Source organism: Nonomuraea typhae (assembly GCF_009760925.1).
Classification (GTDB): domain Bacteria; phylum Actinomycetota; class Actinomycetes; order Streptosporangiales; family Streptosporangiaceae; genus Nonomuraea; species Nonomuraea typhae.
In genome coordinates this window covers 92,117-116,286 of sequence record NZ_VRLV01000003.1, presented here as the reverse complement: position 1 = coordinate 116,286, position 24,170 = coordinate 92,117, and the positions used below count along the sequence as shown (strand labels likewise).

At 74.8% G+C, this 24,170-nt stretch carries 14 protein-coding genes; 10 read left to right on the top strand and 4 right to left on the bottom strand.

The features are described from left to right. The first annotated feature begins 26 nt into the window (after positions 1 to 26). The 7 genes from FVE25_RS12715 to FVE25_RS12685 all read left to right on the top strand — a co-directional run bounded on the left by FVE25_RS12715 (position 27) and on the right by FVE25_RS12685 (position 14,671). Entirely contained in the window at positions 27 to 3,305 is a 3,279-nt protein-coding gene (locus FVE25_RS12715; RefSeq protein ID WP_181019557.1) for a non-ribosomal peptide synthetase, read from the top strand. Further along, complete coding sequence (locus FVE25_RS12710; RefSeq protein WP_157246742.1) at positions 3,302 to 6,538, top strand: non-ribosomal peptide synthetase; 3,237 nt, start codon at positions 3,302 to 3,304, stop codon at positions 6,536 to 6,538. The genes FVE25_RS12715 and FVE25_RS12710 overlap by 4 nt, the downstream gene beginning before the upstream one ends. Positions 6,539 to 6,559: 21 nt before the next feature. Further along, entirely contained in the window at positions 6,560 to 10,978 is a 4,419-nt protein-coding gene (locus FVE25_RS12705) for a non-ribosomal peptide synthetase (protein WP_157246741.1), read from the top strand. Between the two features lie 5 nt (positions 10,979 to 10,983). Next, complete coding sequence (locus FVE25_RS12700) at positions 10,984 to 11,196, top strand: MbtH family NRPS accessory protein (RefSeq protein ID WP_157246740.1); 213 nt, start codon at positions 10,984 to 10,986, stop codon at positions 11,194 to 11,196. 16 nt (positions 11,197 to 11,212) lie between these two features. Further along, on the top strand, positions 11,213 to 12,301 hold the full coding sequence (locus FVE25_RS12695) for a methyltransferase (protein WP_157246739.1): 1,089 nt from the start codon (positions 11,213 to 11,215) through the stop codon (positions 12,299 to 12,301). Positions 12,302 to 12,365: 64 nt separating this feature from the next. Further along, a complete protein-coding gene (locus FVE25_RS12690; protein WP_219825471.1) occupies positions 12,366 to 13,466 on the top strand; it encodes a methyltransferase in 1,101 nt (366 codons plus the stop codon). Next, positions 13,463 to 14,671 (top strand): cytochrome P450, encoded by a 1,209-nt coding sequence (locus FVE25_RS12685; RefSeq protein ID WP_157246738.1) that lies wholly within the window; start codon positions 13,463 to 13,465, stop codon positions 14,669 to 14,671. Before FVE25_RS12690 ends, FVE25_RS12685 begins: the two co-directional genes overlap by 4 nt. A 103-nt stretch (positions 14,672 to 14,774) precedes the next feature. Here FVE25_RS12685 and FVE25_RS12680 read toward each other — a convergent pair whose 3' ends face one another. Continuing rightward, on the bottom strand, positions 14,775 to 15,683 hold the full coding sequence (locus FVE25_RS12680; protein ID WP_157246737.1) for an SDR family oxidoreductase: 909 nt from the start codon (positions 15,681 to 15,683) through the stop codon (positions 14,775 to 14,777). A gap of 47 nt (positions 15,684 to 15,730) precedes the next feature. Beyond that, complete coding sequence (locus FVE25_RS12675) at positions 15,731 to 17,275, bottom strand: FAD-binding oxidoreductase (protein ID WP_219825470.1); 1,545 nt, start codon at positions 17,273 to 17,275, stop codon at positions 15,731 to 15,733. Between the two features lie 174 nt (positions 17,276 to 17,449). Here FVE25_RS12675 and FVE25_RS12670 point away from each other — a divergent pair, with 174 nt between their 5' ends. Both FVE25_RS12670 and FVE25_RS12665 read left to right on the top strand, forming a co-directional pair. Continuing rightward, positions 17,450 to 17,947 carry a pyridoxamine 5'-phosphate oxidase family protein gene (locus tag FVE25_RS12670; RefSeq protein ID WP_157246736.1) on the top strand — a complete coding sequence of 166 codons (498 nt, stop codon included), beginning with the start codon at positions 17,450 to 17,452 and terminating at the stop codon, positions 17,945 to 17,947. Beyond that, positions 17,944 to 18,420 (top strand): hypothetical protein, encoded by a 477-nt coding sequence (locus FVE25_RS12665; RefSeq protein ID WP_157246735.1) that lies wholly within the window; start codon positions 17,944 to 17,946, stop codon positions 18,418 to 18,420. Before FVE25_RS12670 ends, FVE25_RS12665 begins: the two co-directional genes overlap by 4 nt. 18 nt (positions 18,421 to 18,438) lie before the next feature. On the opposite strand, the gene FVE25_RS12660 is transcribed toward FVE25_RS12665, so the two are convergent. Further along, a complete protein-coding gene (locus tag FVE25_RS12660) occupies positions 18,439 to 21,513 on the bottom strand; it encodes an FAD-dependent monooxygenase (protein ID WP_157246734.1) in 3,075 nt (1,024 codons plus the stop codon). Then, positions 21,513 to 22,949, bottom strand: a complete 1,437-nt coding sequence (locus FVE25_RS12655; protein ID WP_157246733.1) for a cytochrome P450 — start codon at positions 22,947 to 22,949, stop codon at positions 21,513 to 21,515. Before FVE25_RS12655 ends, FVE25_RS12660 begins: the two co-directional genes overlap by 1 nt. A 163-nt stretch (positions 22,950 to 23,112) precedes the next feature. Between FVE25_RS12655 and FVE25_RS12650 the strand changes: the two genes are divergently transcribed. Beyond that, a complete protein-coding gene (locus FVE25_RS12650; protein ID WP_157246732.1) occupies positions 23,113 to 24,168 on the top strand; it encodes a hypothetical protein in 1,056 nt (351 codons plus the stop codon). Positions 24,169 to 24,170 lie beyond the last annotated feature (2 nt).

The following is a 24,170-nucleotide window of genomic DNA, read 5'->3' as shown; positions in this document are numbered from 1 at the left end:
TCGTGGAGGACGGCACAGAGATGGCCATGCATGACAGCACTCACACACGCCCGCGCGTCCTTGGACCCGCCAGCCCCCGGCAGGAGGCATTGTGCCTGCTGCGGGAGCTGGACCCGGCCCGGCCCGGCCTCGTCCTGGGCCTCGCCTTCCGCCTGGACGGCGGCACCGGCCCCGACGCGCTGCACCGCGCCCTGCTGCGCCTGGTCGCCAGGAACGACGCCCTGCGTACCCGGTTCCGGCGGCAGGGCGACGGCTGGCAGCGCGTCGCCGACGGCGACGCCGGCACGGCCGAGCGCTGCTGCCGCCGGGAGGCGCTGCCCGCGGGGCTGAGCGACGACGACTTCGACGAGCGGATGGGCCGATGGTGCCGCGAGACGCTCGACCCGGAACGCGGCCCCCTGTTCCGCGCCACGCTGGTCACCTGCTTCGACCGGCCCGCGCATCTCGTCGTCCGGGTCCATCACACCGTCGCCGACCTGTGGTCGGTGGGACTGCTGCTCAACGAACTGGCCGCGCTCTACGCCGAGGAAGTCACCGGTACGGCTTCCGCCGGCGAACCCGCGCCGCAGCCGGGCGCCCAGGCCGCTGCGCCGCAGGCCGCCGACGCGGCGTGGCGGTTCTGGTCCGAGGTCTACGCCCTGCCCTGCGACCCCCTCAACCTCCCCGCCACCCCGCCGTACCCCGGCCGTGACGACGCCGGCGACCGGCCGCTCGAGCGCCCGAACCACCAGGTCCCGCTGGACCTGGGCGCGGAACGCTCGGCGGCGGTGGCCCGGCTGGCCCGCGAGTGCGGCGTGAGCCGCTACACGGTGTTGTTCGCGGCCATGGCGCTGGCGATGGCCGCGCTGACCGGCGCCAGGCGCACGCCGCTGGCCGTGTCGCACCACGGCCGCACGGCCGAGAGCGCCACCGAGGTCGGCTACCTGCTGACCACCGTCACCGTGCCCGTGGACGCCCGCGCCGGGACCGTCCGCGACCTGCTCGCCGGCGTCCGGAGGCTGCTGAAGGCTGTCCAGCGGCACTCCGGCGCCGGTTACCCCGAGCTGGCGGCGCGCGCCCAGAGCGAGGGCGGGCCGGAGATCCCGGCCCCGGACGTCACGCTGGCGATGTTCCAGGACTTCCCGGCCACGCCCGGCCTGGGCGCCGCCCTGCTCGGCGACCGGCCCCTCCGCATCGGCCCGATGGAGCTGACCGTCGTGCGGACGCTGCCCAGCATCGGCCCCTGGGGCCTGGCGACGCTGCTGGCCGACGACGGCGAGCGGCTGTTCGGCCGGGTCGAGCTGGACTCCGGCCGCTACCGCCCCTGGTTCGCCGACCGGCTCGCCGCCACGCTGCCCGCCGCCGTGGACGCGCTGACGGCCGCGCCCGACGCCCCGGTGAGAGAGCTCGAAGTCGTCCCCGCCGCCGACCACGCCCGCTTCGAACGCTGGTCCGCCGCACCCGCCCTGCCTGCGGGCGACGGGCCGGACACCCTGCACGACCTGGTGCTCGCGGCGGCCGAGCGGCATCCCGGCCGCCCGGCGCTGATCGCCGCCGACGGCTCCCTCACCTACGGCGAGTTGTCCGCGCGTTCGGTGGCCGTGGCCGCCGGCCTGACCGGCGCCGGAGTCCCGCCGGAGGCGGCCGTCGGCGTGCTGCTGCCGCGCCGGAGCGACCTCGTCCCCGCCCTGCTCGGCATCCTGCGGTCCGGGCGCGCCTACGTCGGGCTGGACCCGGCGGCCCCCGTCGCCCGCCTGGCCGAGGTGATCCGCCGGGCGCGGTGCGGCGCGGTGCTGACCGACGGCGAACTGGCCGGGACGCTGCACGAGGTGCTGGCCCTGACACCCGGCGACGACCGGGTGCGGCCGGTGCGCGTGGATCGGCTCCCACCCGCCGAGGCCGTCCGCGAGCCGCGGGTGGCGCCCGAGGCGCCCGCCTACCTGATGTTCACCTCGGGCTCGACCGGCCGCCCCAAGGGCGTGGTGATCCCGCACCGGGCCGCGGTGAACCTGATCAGGTACGGCGGAGCCGCGCACACCCCCGAGGAACTGGCCGAATCGCTGGCCGTCAGCGGCGTGCACTTCGACCTGTCGGTGTGGGAGCTGTTCCTGCCTCTGGCCCACGGGCACCGGGTCCGGCTGCTGGACAACGCGCTGGACCTGCTCGACCCGGACAAGCTCCGCGAAGCGGCGGCGGGAACGTTCCTGAGCAGCGTCCCGTCCGCCGTCTCGACGCTGGTGGAGCACGACGCCCTGCCCTCCGGGCTGCGCCTGGTGACCATGGGCGGCGACGTCATCCCCGCCGGGCTGGTCCACCGCATCGTGGCCGGACGGCCGCGCGCGAAGGTCATGGCGATGTACGGCCCCACCGAGACCACCACGTACATGACCGCCGGCGAGGCGGGCGCGGACGTCGCCGAGCCGGTGCCGATCGGCCGCCCCTTCGCCGGGACCCGGCTCCGGGTGGTGGACCAGGATCTGCGGCTGGTGCCCGCCGGCGCGGTCGGCGAGCTGCTCATCGGCGGTCCCTGCGTCTCGCTCGGCTACGCCGGGCAGCCCGGGCTCACCGCCGAGCGCTATCTCCCCGACCCGGACGTGCCGGGCGCGTGCCTCTACCGCTCGGGGGATCTCGTGCGGTGGCGTCCGGACGGCTCGCTGGAGTTCGCCGGCAGGACCGACCACCAGATCAAGATCCGCGGGTTCCGCATCGAGCTCGGCGACGTCGAAGCCGGGCTGCGCCGCGTCGCCGACCTGCGAGAGGTGGCGGTGGGCACGGTCGGCAGCGGGCAGGACCGGCGGCTGGCCGCCTACCTGGTGCCCCGCGCCCCGATCGGCGACGTGCCCGGATGGCTGCGCGAGCTGCGTGAACGGCTCTCGGCGGAACTGCCCGGCTACATGCTGCCGGCCGAGTTCGCGGCGCTGCCCGAGCTGCCCAAGAACCGCAACGGCAAGCCCGACCGCGACCGGCTGGCGCGCACGCCGACCCTCGCGCTCGGCCGCCGTGCCGCGCTCGCGCCCAGGACCGACACCGAGCGGCGCATCGCCCGGCTGTGGGCCGACCTGCTCGGCGAGGACGCGGTGGGCGTGACCGACGACCTCTTCGAGCTCGGGGCGCACTCCCTGGTCCTGGCCCGCGCCGGCCACCTGCTCCGCGCGGAGTTCGAGGTGGAGGTGCCCCTGGCCGAGCTGTGGCGGCGCCGTACCGTGGCCGATCTCGCGCGGCTGGTCGCGGAAGGGACGCCGCGCACACCGCGCTCCGATGCCGGCGACGTCCCCCGCCTGGACCGATCCCGCTTCCGCGCCTCACACGCCGAGGAGCTCCGATGACCGATGCGCTTGTCTTCCCCGCCTCCCCCGGCCAGCAGCGGCTGTGGTTCCTGACGCAGATCAACCCCGAGGCCGGGCCCGCCTACGGCCTGGCCGCCCGCCTCGACCTGCACGGCCCCGTGGACGAGGTCGCCCTGCAACGGGCGCTCAACACGGTGGCCGACCGGCACGAGGCGCTGCGCACCGGCCTGCGCCGCCACGACGACCGGGTCGTCCAGCTCGTGCTGCCCGGAGTGGCGGTGCCCCTGGACGTCGTCGATCTCACCGCGACCGGCCAGGAGCGCGGCGCGCGGCTGGAGCGGCTGCTGTCGTTCGCGGCGCGGCGGCCCTGGGACCTCGCGACGCCGCCGCTGCTGCGGGCCGCGCTGGTCCGGCTGGAGCCCGAGCGGAACGTGCTGCTGCTGTGCGTGCACCACGCGGTGTGCGACGGCATCTCCCTTCAGGTGCTCCTGGAGGAACTGCTCGCCGCCTACCGGCACGTCGAACTGCCCGGCGAGCCCGCGCAGTTCGCCGACTACGTGATCTGGAACTCCGGCGGCCTCGAACCCGGCCAGGACTGGAAACGCCGCCGCCAGGCCGGCATCGACCACTGGAAGGACGTCCTGCGCGGCGCCCCCGACGCGCTGGAACTGCCGGCCGACCACCGCCGTCCCCCCGCCCAGTCCTTCGCCGGGGCGCGGGAACCGGTCCGGCTGCCCGCCCACGTCGCCGGGCAGGTGCGGGAATGGGCCGTGAAGGAAGGCGTGAGCGTCGCGACGGCGCTGCTGACCGCGTTCCTCACCGTGCTGCACCGCAACAGCGGCGCCGACGACCTGGTCGTCGGGCTCCCGGTCGCCAACCGGGACCATCCGGACCTGGCGGGCGTCGTGGGGTTCCTGGCCAACGTCTGCCCGCTGCGCGCCAGGATCCCGTCCGGGCTGACGCTGCGCGGGCTCGCCCACCAGGTGGACCGCTCGGTCGTCGACCTGCTGGAGCACGCCGGAGTCCCCTTCGGCGAACTCGTCGGCGCCCTGAACCCGCCCCGGCTGCTCGACCGCAACCCCGTCTTCCAGACGCTGTTCGGCTTCCAGCCCGGCTTCCCGCGCGAGCGCACGCTGCCCGGGCTGCGCGTGAGCGTGACCGACGTGGACACCGGCACGGCGCGAGCCGACCTGTCGCTGTTCCTCTTCGAGGAGGCGGGCGGGGAGATCGCCGGTTTCCTGGAGTACGCCACGGCCCTGTTCACCCCGGGCACCGCCCGGCGCCTCACCGCGCAGTTCCGCACGGTGGTGGACCGCCTGCTTCACGGGCCGGACGCGCCCGCCGCGTGCGTGCGCCTGACGGACAAGCGTCTCGCAGACGTACGGCGCGGCCGTGGCAGGCCGGAGGCGACCTGGCCGATGCCGTGGGCCGAGGTGAAACGTCACGCGCGCGCCACCCCGCGGGCCCCCGCGCTGGCCGACGACGAGACCACGCTGACCTACCGGGACCTGGTGGAGCGCACCGAGGCCGCGGCCGCCGCGCTGAAGCGGGCCGGCGCGCGTCCGGGCACCCACGTCGCGGTGCACCTGCGCCGGGGCGCCGGCCTGGGCGTGGCCGTCCTGGCCTGCCTTGCCACGGGCGCGGTGTACGTGCCGGTCGACCCCTCGGCCCCGGAGGCCCGGCGCAGGTCGATCTTCGAGGCCGCGGCGCCCGCGCTGACCGTCTGCGACGCCCCCGGCGACCTGACCGGCCTCCCCGCCGGCACCCTCCTGACCCCCGCAGACCTGCGTGCCGCGCCTTCCGGGGACCTCGGCCCGGATTCGCCCTCCGCGGAGTCCGGCGCCGTCGGCCCGGACGCGCCCGCGTACCTGATGTTCACCTCCGGCTCCACCGGGCGCCCCAAGGGCGTGCTGGTGAGCCACCGCAACCTCGCCTCCCTGCTCACCGTGCTCGGCGAGGAGCTGGGGCTGCGCCCACGGGACCGGCTGCTGGCGCTGACCACGACGTCCTTCGACATCTCGCTGCTCGAACTGCTCGCCCCTCTCACCGCCGGTGCCGCCGTCCAGATCGCGCCCGAGCGGGCCCAGCGCGACGGCACCGAGCTGGCCGGGCGGCTGTCCGATCCGGCGATCACCCTCGCCCAGGCCACGCCGGCGAACTGGCGCATGGCCCTGGACACGGGGTGGCGGCCCGGCCCGGGGCTGCGCGTGCTGTGCGGCGGCGAGGCCATGCCGCCCGACCTGGCCGACGGCCTCAGCGGCGCCTGCGCCACCTGGAACCTCTACGGGCCGACCGAGACCACGATCTGGTCCTGCGCCGCCGAGACCTCGGCCGGGCGCCCGGTCACCATCGGCGGGCCCATCCCGCACACCGAGGTCTTCGTCGTGGACGAGGAGCTGAACCCGGTGCCGCCGGGCGTCTGCGGTGAGCTGCTCATCGGCGGGCCCGGCGTGGCGATCGGCTACCTCGGCGACCCCGCCCTCACCGCCGCCCGCTTCCTGCCCGCCCCGTACGGCGGCGCCCGCGTCTACCGCACCGGCGACCTGGTGCGCGTGCGCGACGACGGCGACCTGGAGTACGTCGGCCGTGCCGACGACCAGGTCAAGCTCCGCGGCCACCGGATCGAGCCGGGCGAGGTGGAGGCGGTGCTCCGTACCGCGCCCGGAGTCAGGGACGCCGCGGTGGCGCTGAGCGGCCGGGGCGCGAGCACGCGGCTGGTCGCCTGCCTGGTGCCGGCGGCGGGCGCGGACGCCGATCCCGGCTGGCCCGCCGAGGTACGCCGCCACGCGGGCACGGCCCTGCCGGCCGCCATGCTCCCCGCCGAACTGCGCGTGGCCGCGGCCGTGCCGCTGTCGCCGAACGGCAAGGTGGACCGGAGGGCGGTGCCGGGCACCGGCCGGCGGCTGGAGATCAAGGCCGACCGGGTGCCGCCGCGCACCGACGCGGAACGGCGGGTCGCGGCGCTGTTCGCGGAACTGCTCGACGTCCCCGAGGCAGGCGCGACCGACGACTTCTTCGCGCTCGGCGGCCACTCCGTGCTGGTCGGCCGGCTGATCCAGCGGGTCGAGGCGGAGCTGGGGGTGCGGATCCCGGTGCTCGACATCTTCATGGACCCGACGGTCGCGCGGGTGGCCGAGACGGTCACGCGCGCACGCGGCGAGATCCCGGACGCCGCGGAGCCGGAGGAGCCGCCGGACGCGCCCGCGTGGGGGCCGGGGGACGAGGACTGGGAGTTCGAGCCTGTACGCGCCGATGCGGCGAGCAGGGGCTGACGAGGAACAGGAGGCAGATCCGTGACCGCTCGGGAACACCGCTCGCGAGATGCGCTCGCCGAGGTGATGGCGGCGCGTGGAGCCGAACTCGCCGACCCCCTGTCGGCCGGGCAACGCCGCTGGTGGCTGCTGAGCCAGCTGGGAGGGGACGATCCGGCCGCCGTGGTGGCGAGCTACCGGATCGACGGGCCGCTGGAACCGGCTGCGGCGCAGCTGCGGCTGTCCCGGTTGCTGCTCGCCCAGGAAGCCCCACGCAGCGTCTTCGCCGAGGCGGGCGGGCGGCCGGCGCGGCTGGTGCTGCCGCTGGCGGAGCCGTCCGTGCGCGTGGTCGACCTGACGGGCGCCGGCGACCCGGCGGGCGAGGCCCGCGTGCTGACGCGGGTACTGGCCGCCGAGCCGTTCGACGTCGGAACCGGGCCGCTGTTCCGGGTGCTGCTCATGCGGCTCGGCTGCGACCGGTGGGAACTGTGCGCCGCCGGTCACCGGCTCGTGGCGGACGCGACCTCGCTCGACCTGGTGGCCGCGGCCATGGCCGGCGACGAGACCGGCGGCCCCGCCGTACCCGCGCTGTCGGAGGTGTTGCGGAGGGAGCGGGAGGAGGCGCGCCGGCCGGGAGCCGCGGCGCCGATCCTGGCCCGGGGCAGGCAGCTTGCGCCGCCCGCCGCGACCGAGATTCCGCCGGCCGGCGCCCGGCCCGCGGTGAAGCGGCACGACCGGGGGAGCGAGGTGGTCCGGCTGGACCGCGCGCTCGCCGCCGGCGCCGCCCGGGTGCGTGACTGGCGGGAGCACCTGGTCGCGGCGTGGCTGATCGTGCTCGCCCGCCACGAACCCGCCCACGAGGACGCCCAGTGCGCGGTGCGGCTGCCCCGCCCCGCCGCGCTGGGCGGGGTGCTCGGGCCGCTCGACGAGCTGCGGCTGGTCCGGGCGCGCGCCGGTGACGACGACACCGTGGGCGACGTGCTGGCGGGGGTGCGCGCGGAGCTGGCCGGGCCGGCGGCGCCGTACGCGCGGCTGGTCGAGCTCTGCCCACCGGCCCGTGACCTGAGCCGCACGCCGTACGCGCAGACCGTGATCCGGGCCGTGGACGCGCGCGAGCCCGTGGCGAGGAGCGGTGTGACGGCGGCGCACGCGATCCCCTCGGGGGCGGGCACCGCCGAGCAGGACGTGGAGATCACCGTCTGGCTGGGCCGCGACGAGCTGGTGATGCAGGTCGACTACGACGCCGCGCTGTACGACGGCCCGACCGCCCGCGGGCTGGCCGACCGGCTCGCCACGACGCTGCGGGCGATCCTGCCCGGCGGCGCGGGCGACCGGGCCGACGCCTCCGCCCGCGACCTGGAGCTGACCGGCGCCGCGGGCCTGCCCGAGCCGCCGGCCGCGGAGCGCGCGCGGAAGGTGGACGGCTCCGGCGGGTCGCTGCTCGACCTGGTCGCCGAGCAGGTGCGGCGGCGGCCGGGGCAGCCCGCGATCCGGTTCGGCGCCGCCGAGGTGAGCTACGCGGAGCTCTGGCGGCGGGCCACGCGGATCGGCGCCGTCCTGCGCGCCCGCGGCGTGCGGCCGGGCGCGCTGGTGGCGGTGTGGCTGCGCCGCAGTCCCGACGTGGTCGCCGCGCAGCTCGGCGTGCTCTGCGCCGGGGCCGCGTTCGTGCCGATCGACGCCGGGCACCCGGCCGACCGCGTCCGCTACCTGCTGGCCGACTCCGGGGCCGCGCTCGTGGTGACCGAGACGGCGGTGGACGTCCACGGCGACCTGGGCGTGCCGTCGGTGCGCCTGGGTGACCTGCCGGTCCCCACCGAGCAGGAGCAGGAGCCGGTGCCGGTGGACGGCGACGCGCCCGCCTACCTGATCTACACCTCGGGCAGCACGGGACGCCCCAAGGGAGTCCTGCTGCGGCACTCCGGGGCGGTCAACAACGCGACATGGCGGCAGCGGACCTGGCCGCTCGGCCCGGACGACCGGGTGCTGCACAACCACGCGATCGGCTTCGACCCCTCGATCTGGGCGGTGTTCTGGCCGCTCAGCGCGGGCGCCACGATCGTGCTCGCCTCCGAGGAGCAGATGGAGGACCCCGACGCGCTCGTCACGCTGCTGCGCGAGCACGGCGTGAGCGTCGTCGGCGGCGTGCCGACGCTGCTCAGGCTCCTGCTCGAGCACCCGGACGCCGGCACGTGCACGAAGGTCCGGGTGCTGCTCAGCGGCGCGGAACCGCTGGAGCGCGCCGTGGTCGAGCGCGCGGCCGGCGTCTGGTCGGCCGAAGTGGCCAACCTGTACGGCCCGACCGAGACCACCATCGACGCCACCTTCCACCGCGTCCGCTCCGGCGAAGGACCGGTGCCCATCGGCGCCGCCATCGACAACGCCCGGGCGTACGTCGTGGACCGGGACCTTCGCCGGGTGCCGCCCCTGGTTCCCGGCGAGCTGCTGATCGGCGGCGACGGGGTCGCGCTCGGCTACCACCGGCGGCCCGGCCTCACCGCCGCCCGCTTCCTGCCCGACCCGTACGGCGAGCGGCCCGGCGGCCGGCTCTACCGCACCGGCGACCTGGTCAGGATGCTGCCCGGCGGCGACCTGGAGTTCCTCGGCCGGATCGACGACCAGGTGAAGATCCGCGGGCATCGGGTCGAGCCGCGGGAGATCGAGTCGATCCTGGCCGGCGAGCTGGGCCTGCGCGCCGCCGTACTCGCCCTGGAGGCCGGGACCGAACACGCGCGCCTCGCCGCGGCCGTGGTCGCCGACGGGGACCGGCACACCGCGGACTCGGTCCGCGCCCTGCTGGCCGCCCGGCTGCCCGACTACCTCGTGCCCGACCGGATCGAGCTGGTCGAGGCCCTGCCCAGGACCCGCAACGGCAAGCTCGACCGGCGCGCGCTGGAGGATCGCCTGGCGGCCAGCCCGGCCGACGACGGGCCGGAGGCGCCCGCCGAGCCGCGCACCGACCTGGAGCGCTCGGTGGCCCTGGCGTTCTGCGAGGTGCTGCGGGTGCGGCGGCTGGACGTGCACGCCGACTTCTTCGCCGCGGGCGGGACCTCGATGCTGCTGGCCCGGCTGGCGACCGTGCTGCGCGCGCGGCACGCGGTGGACATCCCGCTGCACGAGTTCTTCCGGGTGCCGACGATCGCCGGGGTCGCCGAGACCATCGACGTCTACAGCCGCTCGGGCCTCGAAGGCGTGCTGGGCCGGCACCACGCCTCGATGCTGGAGGCCGACGGGACGCTCGACGACGGCATCAGGCCCGACGGCCTGCCCCCGGCCGACTGGAGCGACCCGCGCCGCGTGCTGCTCACCGGCGCCACCGGCTACCTCGGCCTCCACCTGCTGGAGGAACTGCTGCGCCGTACCGACGCCACCGTCGTGGCGCTGTGCCGCGGGGAGAACCCCCGCCACGCCATGAACCGGATCAGGGAGGGGCTCGCGACGTACGCGATCGACCTCGGCGAGGAGCTGCTGGACCGGGTCGAGTGCCTGATCGGCGACCTGGGCCGGCCCCGGCTCGGCCTGGACGAGCCGACGTGGGAACGGCTCGCGCGCGAGGTGGACGTGATCTACCACAACGGCGCGCTGGTCAACTTCGTCTACCCGTACTCGGCGCTCAAGGCGCCCAACGTGGGCGGCACCCAGCAGGTCCTGGCGCTGGCGTGCACCACCCGGCTCAAGGCGGTGCACCACGTGTCCACCATCGACACCCTGCTCGCCACCCACACGCCCCGGCCGTTCCCGGAGGACGACACGCCCCTGCGGTCGGCGGTCAACGTGCCGGCCGGATACACCGGGAGCAAATGGGTGGCCGAGAAGGTGATGGACGTCGCCCGCCGCCGGGGGATCCCGGTCACGGTCTTCCGGCCCGGCCTGATCCTCGGGCACACCAGGACGGGGGCGACCCAGCCGACCGACTACCTGCTGATCGCGTTCCGCGGGTTCCTGGAGCTGGGCGTGCTGCCCGACTATCCGCGCATCTTCGACGTCGTGCCGGTGGACTACGTCGCCGCCGCGATCGTGCACGTGTCGCGGCAGCGTGCGGCGCTGGGCGGGTACTACAACCTGTTCAACCCGGCTCCCGTCCCGCTGCGCCGCTTCTGCGACTGGCTCGCCGAGTACGGCTACCGCTTCGACGTCGTGCCGTTCGAGGAGGGGCGGCGGCGCGCCCTGCAGGTGGGGCCCGGTCACCCTCTCTACCCGATCGTCCCGCTGATCAGGGACGCAGATCCCGAGCCGCACCGCGCGCTGGACCCGCGCTACATGCACGAGGTCGAACCGGCCAGGGAGACGGCCGCGACGCTGAGGTTCCTCACCGGCAGCGGCGTCTCCTGCCCGCCGGCGAGCGCGGAAGAGGCCCATCGGGTGGCGGACTACCTGGTCGGCGTCGGATTCCTGCCCCCGCCCGATGCCGTGGGCGCCTCAGGGGGGCGGAGAGCGACAGAACCACGAGAGAAAGGAAGGTGAGCGCCATGGCGACGTTCCTCGGCGACGACGACACCGTCGCCTGCGTGGTCGTGAAGAACACGACAGGGCGGTACTCGATCTGGTCGCCGGACCGGTCCGTGCCCGAGGGCTGGGTGAAGACCGGCTTCGCGGGGACCCGCGCCGAATGCCTGCGCCACATCGAACAGGTCTGGCCCGATCCGACCGCCGTCCCCGTCAGCGCGGACGCGACATCATAGATGGAGGAAGCATTCCATGACGACCACCCTGAACACCCTGGAGCGGACGAACGCCTCCGCCCCGGCACCGCTCGACATGGAGCGGCTGTCCTGGATCCTCTTCGGCCACGCGGCCTTCCAGTACCTCAACGCCGCCAGCGAACTGGGCCTGTTCGAGCTGCTGGAGCGGCGCGGCCCGCTGGGCGGCGAGGAGGTCCGCCGCCACCTGCGGCTGGAGGGCAGGGCCGCGGACATCCTGCTGCTGGGCTGCACCGCGCTCGGCCTCACCGTCAAGAAGCGTGATCGCTACGACCGCGCGGACGTCATCGCCGACCTGATGGAGACCGACGACTGGGAGCGGTTCAAGCACACCGTGGCCTTCGAGCAGTACGTCGTCTACGAAGGACAGGCGGACTTCACCGAATCGCTGCGCGCCAACTCCAACGTCGGCCTGCGGCGGGTGCGCGGCACCGGCCGCGACCTGTATCACCGCCTGTCCGAGAACCCCCACATGGAGCAGGTGTTCTACCGCTACATGCGGGCGTGGTCCGAGCTGGCCAACCGGCACCTGGCCGAGGCGCTCGACCTCTCCGGCGCCGAACGGCTGCTCGACTGCGGCGGCGGCGACGGCGTCAACGCCATCACCCTGGCCAAGGCCAACCCGCACCTGAAGGTCAGCGTGCTGGAGATCGAGGCCGTCGAGACCCTGCTCAACAAGCGCATCGCGGAGGAGGGCGTCACCGAGCAGGTCTCCGTGATCCCCGGCGACATGTTCACGGACACGTTCCCGTCCGGGTTCGACGTGGTCATGTTCGCCCACCAGTTCGTCATCTGGACGCTCGAGGAGAACACCGCGCTGCTGCGCAAGGCGTACGGCGCGCTGCCCGAGGGCGGCAAGGTGGTCATCTTCAACTCGATGTCGAACGACGCGGGCGACGGGCCCGTCGTCGCGGCGCTGGACAGCGTCTACTTCGCCTCGCTGCCCGCCGAGGGCGGGATGATCTACTCCTGGGCCCAGCACGAGGACTGCCTGCGCGCGGCCGGGTTCACCGACGTCGAACGCATTCCCTGCCCGGGCTGGACCCCGCACGGAATCCTCGTCGCCACGAAGAAGTCCCGGTCCTGACCGTCCATGCCGCCCCCGCCGGGGGGCGGCATGGCCACCCGTCATCCGTTGAAGGGAGGAGCCCATGACCGACACCGATGAGCGGCCGGCCCACGAAGCGGCGAGAATGCGCGAACTGATCTACGGCGGGCTGGTGTCGCGCTGCGTGTGCCTGGCCGCCCAGCTCGGGCTGGCCGAGCTTCTGGCCGGCGGCCCCAGGCCCGTGGAGGAGCTGGCCGCGGAGACCGGCGTGGACCCCGCGGCGCTGCTCAGGCTGCTGCGCGGGCTGGCCAGCCAGGAGATCTTCGCCGAGCGCCCGGGCGGCACGTTCGCGCTGACGCCGCTGGGCAGGACGCTGTGCCGGGACGCGCCGTCGTCCGCGCAGGCCACGGCGCTCCTGGTGAGCGGGCCGGTCGGCGCCGCGTGGACCGAGCTGCCGCAGACGGTCAGGACGGGCGAGTCGCCCTTCGAGCGGCGCTTCGGCCGCGGCTTCTTCGACTGCCTGGAGCTGGACCCGGACATGCGAGCCGTCTTCGACCGCTCGCAGGCGCACGGGCTGGAGCTGGAACTGGACGAGGTCCTGAGTGCCGTGGACCTGTCGCCGTACTCCACGATCGTGGACGTGGGCGGCGGGGACGGCCTGATGCTGGGCCGCTTCCTGCGGGCCAGCCCCCAGGCCAAGGGCATCCTGTTCGACCTGCCCGCCACCGTGGCCACGGCCAGGGAGCGGCTGGAGCGCGAGGGCCTGCTGGAGCGCTGCTCCCTGGTCGAAGGGGACTTCTTCGACCGGATCCCGGGCGGCGGCGACCTCTATCTGCTCTCCCACGTGCTGCACGACTGGGGCGACAGGGAGGCCGTGGCCGTGCTGCGGACCTGCCGCGCCGCCATGGCGCCGGGATCGGTGCTGATGGTGATCGACCTGGCCGCGCCCGGCCGCGCCGGGAACGCGCCCGCCGACCGGGCCGTCGCGGTCATGGACCTCTACATGATGTCGCTGTTCGGCGGGACCGGAGGCAAGGAGCGGACGTCCGGCGAGACGCTCGCGCTGCTCGGCGCCGCCGGCCTGCACGCCGTACGCACCCGTCGGCTGCCGAGCGGGATGGGCGTGATCGAGGCGGTCACCGCCGACGAGGGCGCCTGCGCGCCGCCGCAGCCGCAACCGGCAGGAAGAGGACACGGATCATGAACGAAGACCACACGAGGTACGGCGGGCCGCCCCGCTACCCCTTCCCCGGCGGCACGGCGCTCAGCCCGCCCGGCGAGTACGCCCGCCTGCGGCGCGAGGAGCCGGTGAGCCGGGTGACGCTGCCGTACGGCGGCGCCGCATGGCTGGTCGTCCGGCACTCCGACGTCCGGTTCGTGCTGTCCGACCCGGTCTTCAGCCGGGCCGCGTCGATCCGCCCCGGCACGCCGCGCTTCTTCGAGCACCCGGTGGCGGAGGGGATGGGCTACCTGGACCCGCCCGAGCACACCAGGCTGCGCCAGTTGCTGAACGGCGTCTTCACCTACCGGCGGGTCGCGGCGTTCCGCGAGAACGTGGTCCGGATCGTCGGCGACCTGCTCGACGGGCTCGACCGCGCGGAACCGGCCACCGATCTGCAGGCCGGCCTGGCCGTACCGCTGGCCGGGCGGGGCGTGTGCGAGTTCGTCGGCGTGCCGTACGCCGAGCAGGACAGGTTCGCCCCGTTCTTCGCGGTCGTCACCTCGACCGACCCGCCGAGCCCGGAGGAGACGGCCGGGGCCATCGTCTCGGTTCAGGAGTACTTCGCCGAGCTGATGGCCAGGGAGCGGCGCGAGCCCACGGACACCTTCTTCGGCGCGCTCGTGCGGCGCAACGACGAGGAGCGCCGGGTGTCCGACCAGGAGGTGGCGACCCTGGCGTTCGGGGTCGTGGTCGCCGCGTACGAGACGACGTCGGCCCAGTTCGGCAACACGCTGGCGCTGCTGCTGAGCGACCGGCGCCGCCTGATCGAGCTGCGCTACAACCCCGAGATCGTCTCCTCCGCCGTGGAGGAGACGATGCGGTACACGCAGCTGCTGTCGTACGGCGGCAACCCGTTCGTCGCGACCGCCGACGTCAAGATCGCCGGCACCGTCATCGAGGCCGGTGACGTCGTCGTCCCCTCGATCAACGCGGCGAACCGCGACGAACGGGTGTTCGCCGACCCGGACGCGCTCGACCTGCGCCGCCAGCCCAACCCGCACCTGGGCTTCGCCCACGGGCCGCACTACTGCGTGGGCGCCCCGCTGGCCCGCGCCGAGATGGAGCTGGGCCTGCGCGGGCTGCTGGACCGCCTGCCCGCGCTGCGGCTGGCCGTGGCGCCCGAGGACCTGGCCTGGCGGCCGGGCCGGGTGATGCGGTGCCCGGCCGCGATCCCGGCGACGTGGTGAACGGTCAGACAGGTGAGCGGTCAGCCGCGGTGAACGGTCAGACAGGTGAGCGGTCAGCCGCGGTGAACGGTCAGACAGGTGAGCGGTCAGCCGCGGTGAACGGTCAGCCGCCGCCCGCGACCTCGGCCGGCGTCCTCTCCGACGACTGGATCGCGGCCAGGTCGCGCGGCCAGCAGGGGCGGCGGCCGTCCACGTCGGCGAAGCCGTACTCCTCGGCCAGTTCCCAGCTCGCCATCAGCTTGCCGCTCTTGTCCAGCACCGCGGGGTCGGCCGCGAGGGCGGCGACCCCGCGGCCGAGATAGCGGGGCGTCTCGGAGGCGGCGAAGTAGCGGTCTTGGGCGATGCCCGAGCGCCAGTCCTGCTCGCTCACGCCGAAGTGGTCGAGCATCGCCTCCGAGCGCAGGAAGCCAGGGGTGACCGCCACCGCCGCGACCCCGAACGGGCGCAGCTCGGCCGCCTGGCCGGTCGCGTGCCGCACGACGGAGTACTTGGCCAGGTCATAGTAGACGTCGTCGCGGTAGCCCTGCTCGGCCGCGTCGGTCACCTCGACCACGAGCCCGGCCCCGCGTTCGGCCAGCAGCGGGACCAGGTGCCAGCTCGTGATCAGATGGGTGCGCACGCCCAGGTCGAGCGTCCGCAGGCCGGTATCCAGCGGGCGTTCCCAGAACGGGACCCCGAACCGGGCGAACCGGTCGGCGCCCCAGATGTCGTTGACCAGCACGTCGAGCCGCCCGGCCTCCGCACGCACCCGCTCGGCCAGCGCGGCCACCTCCTCCGGCCGCAGATGGTCGACGGCCACGGGCACGCCACGGCCGCCCGCCGCGTCGACCAGGCCGGCGGTCTCCTCGATCGTCTCCGGCCGGCCCATCTCCGAGCGCCGTCCCCTGGTGCTGCGGCCGGTCACGTAGACCGTGGCGCCCGCCGCACCCAGCTCGACGGCGATCCCACGCCCACATCCCCGGGTCCCGCCCGCCACCACGGCCACGGTCCCCGCCAACGGCTTGTCCGCCACGGTCGCACTCCTCTCGTCGTCGTTCCCCTGCCCCGTTCGCGGCACAATCACCGGCCGATGGCCTGGGCGTAGCGGAACAACCCGTGCGGGTCGTAGCGGCGCTTGACCTCCACCAGGCGCGGATAGTTCTCCGCGTAGTAGGCCGCGCGCCAGTCGGAGATGCGGGGGTCGGGGAAGTTCTGGAACGTCTCGCCGTTGGAGTTGCGGTCGGCCAGCGCGAAGCCGCGCGCCCCCCAGTCCTCGGCGGCCAGCCGGTCCTCCTCGCCGGGCGATCCGCCGGGCAGGCCCGCGGTGAAGCCGATGTAGTACTGCGAGGTGCGGTGCACGTAGGCGGTCGCGGTCCGCGGCACCCGGTTGGCGCGCCCGCCGAAGGCGAAGAAGGTCAGATAGCGGTACTGCCCGGGGCGCCGGTCGGAGTCGAACACCGCCAGCGCCTCGGCCACCGCGGGCTCGGGCATCGCCCGGTCCGTCAGCCGGCCGCGATCCACGCCGTAGCCGAACCTCGGCAGCACCGCCTCGGGGTTGTAGCCCACCCGATGGCACTGCTCGTCGGTCTTGTCGGCGCAGTCCCAGACCTGCCGCATCGCCTTGCCGTACGGGAGCGTCTCGGCGGTGCGCCCGGTGGGACGGCGGCCGACGGCGGCCACGAGCGCGTCGAGGTGCCGCTTCAGCTCCCCGGGCTCGCCCAGCCAGGCGCCCCAGACGTAGACCAGTGGCACTTTGCCCGGCGCGGCGTCGTTGAGCTGGACGGTCATGTTCGCGCCCAGGTCGTCGGGCCCGTCGATGATCCACTGCTGGTACGCCGGGATGACCTTGATTGCGTCGTCCCAGGTCCAGGCGACGTTGTAGTTCGTGAGCCGGGGCATGGGGATGTGCCGGACCTCGAACTCGGTGACGACGCCGAAGTTGCCGCCCGTCCCGCCGCGCAGCGCCCAGAACAGGTCGGGCTCGCTCTCGGCCGAGCAGCGCACCACGCGGCCGTCCGCCAGCACCACCTGGGCGGAGACCAGCAGGTCGCAGGCCATGCCGAACTTGCGCGTGTGCCAGCCGACGCCGCCGCCCTGAATGAAGCCGCCGGGGCAGACGGTCGGGCAGATCCCGGCGGCCACCTGCACGTTGCGCCGCTCCAGCGCGGCCAGCGTGTCGATGGCCTGGGCGCCGGTGCCCAGCGTGACCGTGCCGCGGCCGGCCCGCACGTGGTTGAGGCGGGAGACGTCCAGGACCAGCCCCTCGCCGGTCGACCACCCGCCGAAGTTGTGGCCGCCGCTCCTGACGGCGAGCGGCAGGCTGTTGTCCTGGACGAAGCGCAGGCAGGTCTGGACGTCGCGGGCGTCCGCGCAGTAGGCCACGCCCTGGGGCCTGATCCGGTCGAAGGAGGCCAGGGCGAGCTGCCGCGCCAGGTCGTAGTTCTTGTCCCCGGGCCGGACCAGGTCACCGTGGAGCGCCTGCCGCAGCCGGTCCCACGTGCCGGACCGGGACCGCGCGGCCGTCGCGGGCGCCGCCCGCACCAGGCCGTCTCCCGCCGTGCCCATCCCGGCGCCGCCCAGCGCCACGGCGGCGCCTGCCTGAAGAAACGATCGCCGACTGATCATGTGCGCCCTTCCTCGCTGCGGTGACTGCACGCCTGCGCGGTCCAGCATTCCGCAGGAACACCCGCCCCCGGCGGGGCGGCGACAGAGACCGGAAAGAGAGTGGCCTGAGGCGGGCGGGCGCGGCGTACGGTGAGGAGGCCGGGACGTGCGAGAAAGACGAACGGGATCAGCGGAATGACCTCGACGACATTGCTCCCCGACCACATCACCCAGGTCTTCGACCGGACGCTCGCCTGCGAGCTCAGCGTCCGCGACCAGGACGGGCCACCGGTCACCATGCCCATGACGTTCCTCTGGCGGCCCGACCGCTGGGAGTTCGTGCTGGCCAGCGGCATCGTGGTACGCAGGAAACTGGACCTGCTGCGGCGGGACGGACGGGTCGCCCTGTCCTTCACCCACTTCACCGGAAGCGGGCTGGCGGACCCGCCGGCCGTACTCGTGCAGGGCACCGCCACGGTCGCCGGCCAGGTCTTCGCCGCCGCGGGCCTGGAGGACTTCTGGCGCATGCTGTTCCGCAAGAAGCCGAGCAGCAGGGCCGCGCTCTTCGACCCCGAGGACCGGGTCGGCCTGCGGGCGAAGTTCTACTGGCGGGCGCGCGTCGTGGTGCGCCCCGACCGGATCTGGGCGATCCACGGCGAACCGGGACACCAGAAGCTGGAGCGGATCATATGAACGACGCCCGACTGTCCGCCGAGGAACTGCGCCCCGTCCTGGACGCGCTGGACGACTTCGGTACGGCGGCGCCCCTGCTGTCCTTCGCCGACGCCGGAGGGCATCCGTTCAGCGTCCCGGTGGCCGCCGCGCCGGACGCCGACGGCACCTGGGCGCTGAAGCTGCCCGATGCGCTGCCCCTGCCGCCGGGTGAGGCCGTGCCCGCGTCGCTGCTGTGGCACGTTCACGACGAGGCGCTCGAAGGGCTGCGCTCGATCCTGCTGCGCGGCCGGCTGGTGCCCGGCGCCTCGCCCGTCTTCGAGGTGACCGCGCCGCCGACGACCTCCGGTGTCGGCACGACGGACTGGAACCGCATGTTCGCCAGGTTCGAGCGCAACGCCGAGGGTTACCTGCGCGACTACGGGCTGACGCCGCCGGAGATCGACTGGGCCGCGTTCGAACGCCTGGCGGCCGAGGCGGGCGGCCGGGACTGACCGCCGCCCCGGCCGGTCTCACCTCTCGACGCTCTGGGCGAAGCTGAAGAATCCATGCGGGTCGTAGCGCCGCTTGACCTGCCGCAGCCGCTCGTAGTTCGCCCCGTAGTAGGCCCGCTGCCCGTGCTTCAGCGACGGGTCGGGGAAGTTGACGTAGGACCCGCCGGAGGAGTGCGGATCGACGGCGGCGAAGCCGCGATCCACCCAGGCGACGGCCGCGGCCCGTTCCTCCTCGTCCGGGACGGGGACGTTCAGGGCGACGGTGTACCCGGTGAAGAACAGCGCGCTCCGGTGCACGTAGGCCGTCGCGCCGGCGGGAACCCGGTTCGCCGCCCCGCCGAGGGCGAAGAAGCCGAGGTAGCGGAACTGCCCGGCGCGGCGCCCGGCCTCGAAGGCGGCGAGCGCGCCGGTCAGCCCGGCCCCGCGCAGCGGCGCGTCGAACATCCGGCTGCGGTCGATCACGAACTGCTGGCGGGGGAGCTGGGCATGGGGGTTGAAGCCGATCCGGTGGCACTGCTCGGCGCTCTTGTCCGCGCAGCCGTACCAGCGCATCATCGCCTGGGCGTAGGGCAGGTCCGTGACCTCGCGGGTGAGGGGCGGGGTGCCGATCTCCGCGAACAGCGCGGCGAGCTCGGCGTCGAGCCCGGCCCGGCCGGTCAGGCGGGCGCCCTGCACGAGCACCGAGGGAACGGCCCCCGGCCGCGCGTCGGACAGCAGCACGCCCGCGGAGGAGGCCAGCTCGGGCGGGCCCGCGGCGATCCACTCCTGCCAGGCGTCCAGCACCGTAGCGGCCCGCTCCCACGGCCAGGTCAGCGCGAAGCCGGCCATGCGCGGGACCCGGGTCGGCAGGACCTCGAAGTCGGTGACGATGCCGAAGTTGCCCCCGCCGCCGCCTCGCATGGCCCAGAACAGCTCCGGCTCGCGCTCGGCCGAGCACCGCAGCAGGCGGCCGTCGGCCAGGACGATCTCGGCGGACACGAGCCGGTCGCTGCCCAGGCCGAACGCGCGGGTCTGCCAGCCGATGCCGCCGCCCAGCAGATAGCCGCCGGGGCACACCGTGGGACAGAGGCCGGTGACCACCTGCAGGTCGTGAGGAGCCAGCCTCGCCGCGACGTCCACCGACTGCGCGCCCGGCCCCAGCCGCACCGCCGCGGCGGAGGGCCGGACGTGGTCGAGCCGGGAGACGTCCACGACCAGGCCGCGCCCGGTGGACCAGCCGGCGTAGTTGTGCCCGCCGCTGCGCACCGCGGTCGCGACCCCGTGCTCCCGGGCGAACGCCACGCACGCCCGCACGTCGTCGGGGGAGGCGCAGTAGGCGATCGCCGCCGGCCTGATCACGTCGTACTGGGCCAGCGCGAGTACCCTGGCCCGGTCGTAACCGGCGTCCGAGGGCAGCACCAGCGTGCCGCGCAGCCGGGCCCGCAGGCCGGCCCAGTCGCGGCCCCCGGCCCGCGGGCCGGCCGGGTCATGGCCCCGGGCCGGCAGGCCCGCCGAGTCGTGGCCGCGCGCGACGGCGGGCGCGGTGCCGTGGCCGATCATCGCCGCGGCCGTGCCCGCGCCCAGGCTCAGGAGAACTCTGCGGTCCACCAGCGCCCTTTCCGGCTGCGCGGCGGAGGAGCCGCACCAGCGGCGCAGGGCAGCGGTGAGCCCGCCGGGGTCGCGGCCGATCCAGCAGGTGAAGCCGTCGGGGCGGATCAGCGCCGAGGCGCCCGGGGGCAGCGGCTGCGGCCCGCAGGGGACGCACACCTCCACCCGGTCCGCCCAGTCCGGCGCGGCGGCCCGGACCGCCGGGCCGCCGCCGTCGATCAGCACCGCGCGACCGGCCCTGAGCATTTCGGCCATCCGCACAGCCTCCCCGGTCGTCGTCCCGGTGACGTGGGTGTCGGGGTAGCGCCTGCCGACCAGCGCGTGGTCGCCGCGCCGCCGCATGGACGGATAGACGACGTCCAGGCCGGACAGCTCACGCACCACCTGCGAGCGGACGAAGGGCAGCGTGGCCGCCTTGACCCCGATCCAGCGCAGCGTCCTGGCGGGCGGGGAGGAGGCGGTGTTGAAGCGGAACAGCAGGTCGGTCTTGCGCAGAATGCCGGCGGCCAGCGGCCAGCGCTCCTCCTGGTAGGTGTCGAGCAGCGCGTCCCCCGCCCGTCCCGCCGCCACCGCGGCCAGCTTCCAGCCGAGGTTGACCGCGTCGGCGATGCCGAGCTGCAGGCCCTGCCCGCCGGAGGGGATGTGCGTGTGCCCCGCGTCGCCGGCCAGCAGCACCCTGCCCCTGCGGTAGGTGTCGGCCTGGCGTTGCTGGCTGCGGTAGCGCGACGCCCAGATGATCTCGGACAGGCCGTAGTCGCCGCCGAGCACCGCGTGCATGCTGTCGAGCAGCTCCGCCTGGCTGACCGGCTCCTCCACAGGGACCGACATGCGCAGGTTGTCCTCGACGACCACCCGGTAGGTGCCGTCGGGGAACGGGAAGAGCGCGATCATGCCGCGGGGCACCGACAGCCCCACCACCTTCTCGGCGGGCGGGCGGCTCAGCCGTACGTCGGCGACGACCAGGGAGTTCGGGTAGTCGCGGCCGTGGAAGCCGATGCCGGCCAGGGTCCTGACGGCGCTGCGGACGCCGTCGCAGCCGACCACGTAGTCCCACCGGGTCTCCTCCTCGGCCTCCGCGCCGTCGGCGCGCAGCCCGGCCAGGACCTCGTCGCCGGTGTCGGTGAGCCGTTCCAGCGTGACGCCGCGGCGCAGCGTGACGCCGCTGTCCAGGGCCCATTCCGTGAGGACCCGCTCGGTGTCGGTCTGCGGGATGATCAGCATGTACGGGAAGCGGGTCCGCAGGTCGTCGAAGGGCAGCCACCGCACGCCGTCGCCCACGGGGGCGGCCGACCAGGCGATGCCCTCCTCCAGCATCCGCTCGGACAGGCCGCGCGCGTCGAGCAGTTCCAGCGTCACCGGCTGCAGCCCGAACGCGCGCGACCGCGTGGAGGGCTTCTGCCTCTTGTCCACCACCGTGCAGGCGACGCCGGAGCGCGCCAGCTCGGCCCCGAGCGTCAGCCCGGCCGGTCCGGCGCCCACCACGAGCACCCGGGCCTGTCCGCTCATCACGACGTCTCCTCTCCTGAGATCCGGACCATCCGGGTGAGTTCCCCCGCCACCGGCCCCGGCGCGGGAACCTCGTCCGTGCCGGCGTCCAGCACCCGGGCGCGCACCGGGCGGCCGGGCACCAGGGAGATCCGCACCACGGGATCGACCCGCGCGCCGGGCTCCAGCACGACCGGGCAGCGCTGCATGATCCGGGTCAGCACGAGCTTCATCTCCAGCAGCGCCAGAGCCCGGCCGATGCAGCTGTGCGGGCCGAACCCGAACGGGAAGTACCCGGGGGCCGCCTCGCCGGTCCAGCGCTCGGGCAGGAAGAGGTCCGGATCGGGGAACGCGCGCGCGTCCCGGTGCGCGACGTAGGAACTGACGACGGTCATCGCGCCGGGCCTGACGGGGAACCCGCCCACGGCGGCGCCCTCCCCGGCGAACCTGACGACGAACCCGGCGGGCGGCAGCAGCCGCTGGCTCTCCTTGATCACCTGATCCAGCACCGGCATCCGCTCGACCACCTCCGGCGTGGGCGGCTCGGGCCCGGCCACGGCCAGGACCTCCCGGCGTACGGCATGCCACCACGGCCGGTGCCGGTCCAGGAGCACCAGCGTCCAGAAGAGGCTGGAGGCGACGCTGTCCTGGCACAGGATCGTGTACGCCTCGGCGATCAGCTCGTCGTCGCTCAGCCGCTCCTCGCCCTCGTCCGGTTCCGGCGGGTGAATCAGCTTGCTGAGCAGGTCGGCGCCGCCGCCGGCGCGCCGACGCGCCACGATGCCCCGCAGCACCTGCTCCGCCTCGCCCGCCAGCGCGTGCATCCGCCGGTACGGCGTGCCGGGCACCGCCACCGGCAGCAGCGCCGTGAGCGGATGGCCCGCGGCGGCGCCCAGCCGGACCATGAGGCCGTGCAGCCGCTCGGCGTCCTGGCGGGTGTCCAGGCCGGCCATCGTGGCCATCGACGCCCTGGTCACCAGCGCGGCCAGCTCCCCGTGCAGGTCCACCGCGCCCTTCTCCGGCCACCCGGCGAGCACCTCGTCGGTGACGCGCAGGATCGTCCCGGCGTACCGGCCCACCTGGCGCGGCGAGAACGCCCCGCGCATCGCCTGGCGGTGGCGCCGGTGCAGCGGGCCGTTCAGCCCGAGGAGCCCGCTGGTGAGCAGCCGCATCGGCGAGCCGGGCGGCATGCGCAGGTGGCGGAAGGAGTCGACGGCGAAGGCCGGGTCGATGAGAACCTCGCGCGCCTCCTCCGCGCCGAGCACGAACACGATGCGGGGGCGCCGCGCCGGCAGGCCGCTGACCGGGCCGTAGCGGCGCCGGACCGCGGGCAGGTAGCGGAGCGGGTCACGGAGCAGGTGGTATCCGGCTCCGGCCTGCCGCAGGAAGAGCGGGTCGGCCGGGCCGGGCAGCGCCTCGGGCGCGGGAGCGCGCGTGGCTACGGTGTCCTTGGCCATGCCTCCTTCCTAGGCCGCGGGGCCTGCCGGTCCCGGATGAGGAGAAGGACAACCGCAAGAAAGCAGCAATTGTCCTGAAAGACGGCGATGGGGTGCTGTCCGGTGCCGCCTATGGTCGGAATCTCGGAACCCCGTCCGCTTTCGTCTGGGGGGTGACAAGAAGATGCAGGACTACCTGCAGGGGGTCGTGACAGAGCCCTTCACGCTCTGCCGGCCGGACGACCTGCCCGGCACCACCGGGGAGCTTTCCTCGGCCGCCGGCCTCGTCCGGCCCGGCGCCCGCACGGTCACCGGACCCGGTGCCCGGCGGGATCTCGCCGGCCTGCTCGCCGCGCTCGGCGAGGCCAGGTCGGCGCTTGACCGCGGCCCGGTGACGCCCGTGGGTGAGGACCCCACGGAATCCGACCTGAACAAGGCCAACGACCTGGGCTTCGGCATCCTCCGCGTACGCGGGGAGCCGGTCCGGGTGCTGACCGACGCCGCCTTGCGCTCCATCGCCGCGGTCCTCGGCCTGGCGGCCAGGAACGGCACCGGCTTCGAACCGGCCACCTGGCGCCGCCTCGTCGGCGGCTTCGACGCGTTGCTGCTGTGGCTGGCCGACCCCGGCCGCGCCCCCGCCTCGCACCCCGTGCCCGCGCCCGGCGAGCGGCAGCCGCTCGAACCCGGCGGCGCCCTGCGCCGGTGGATCTACGGCCACCACGTGTTCATGGTGTTCTCCCAGGGCTGCACGCTCTCGCTGGCCTGCCTGCGCGAGCGCGCCGCCGCCGGCGACGGCAGCGGCGCGGCCGCCGCCGCGGCCACGGCCGTGCGCCTCATGTGGGCCTCCCAGGGAGCGCTCTCCTTCGCCGGCGACGTCGCGATGGAGGACTACGCCACGGAGATCCGGCCGACGCTGATGCCGCCGATCGCGCCGCCCAGGATGACCGGCCTGCACTGGCGCGACCACGAGGCGCTCGTGCGCGAGCTCGCCGCCGCCAGGGACGCGTGGCAGTGGCTGGCCGGCAGCCGCCCCGAGCTGCTGGAGGAGTTCCGCGACGCGATCGACTCGGCGTACTCGGCCCACCGCGGCGTGTGCGCCTCGTTCGTCGGCGACCGCTCGCCGAGCCTGCTGGCCACGTCCCGGTCCTCCCGACCGGCCGTCGCCGTGCTCGAACAGTTCCACCGCCGCCGCCTCGACATGCTGCCCCCCTCCGCCCGCGATGACGGGGACGGGCGGTGACG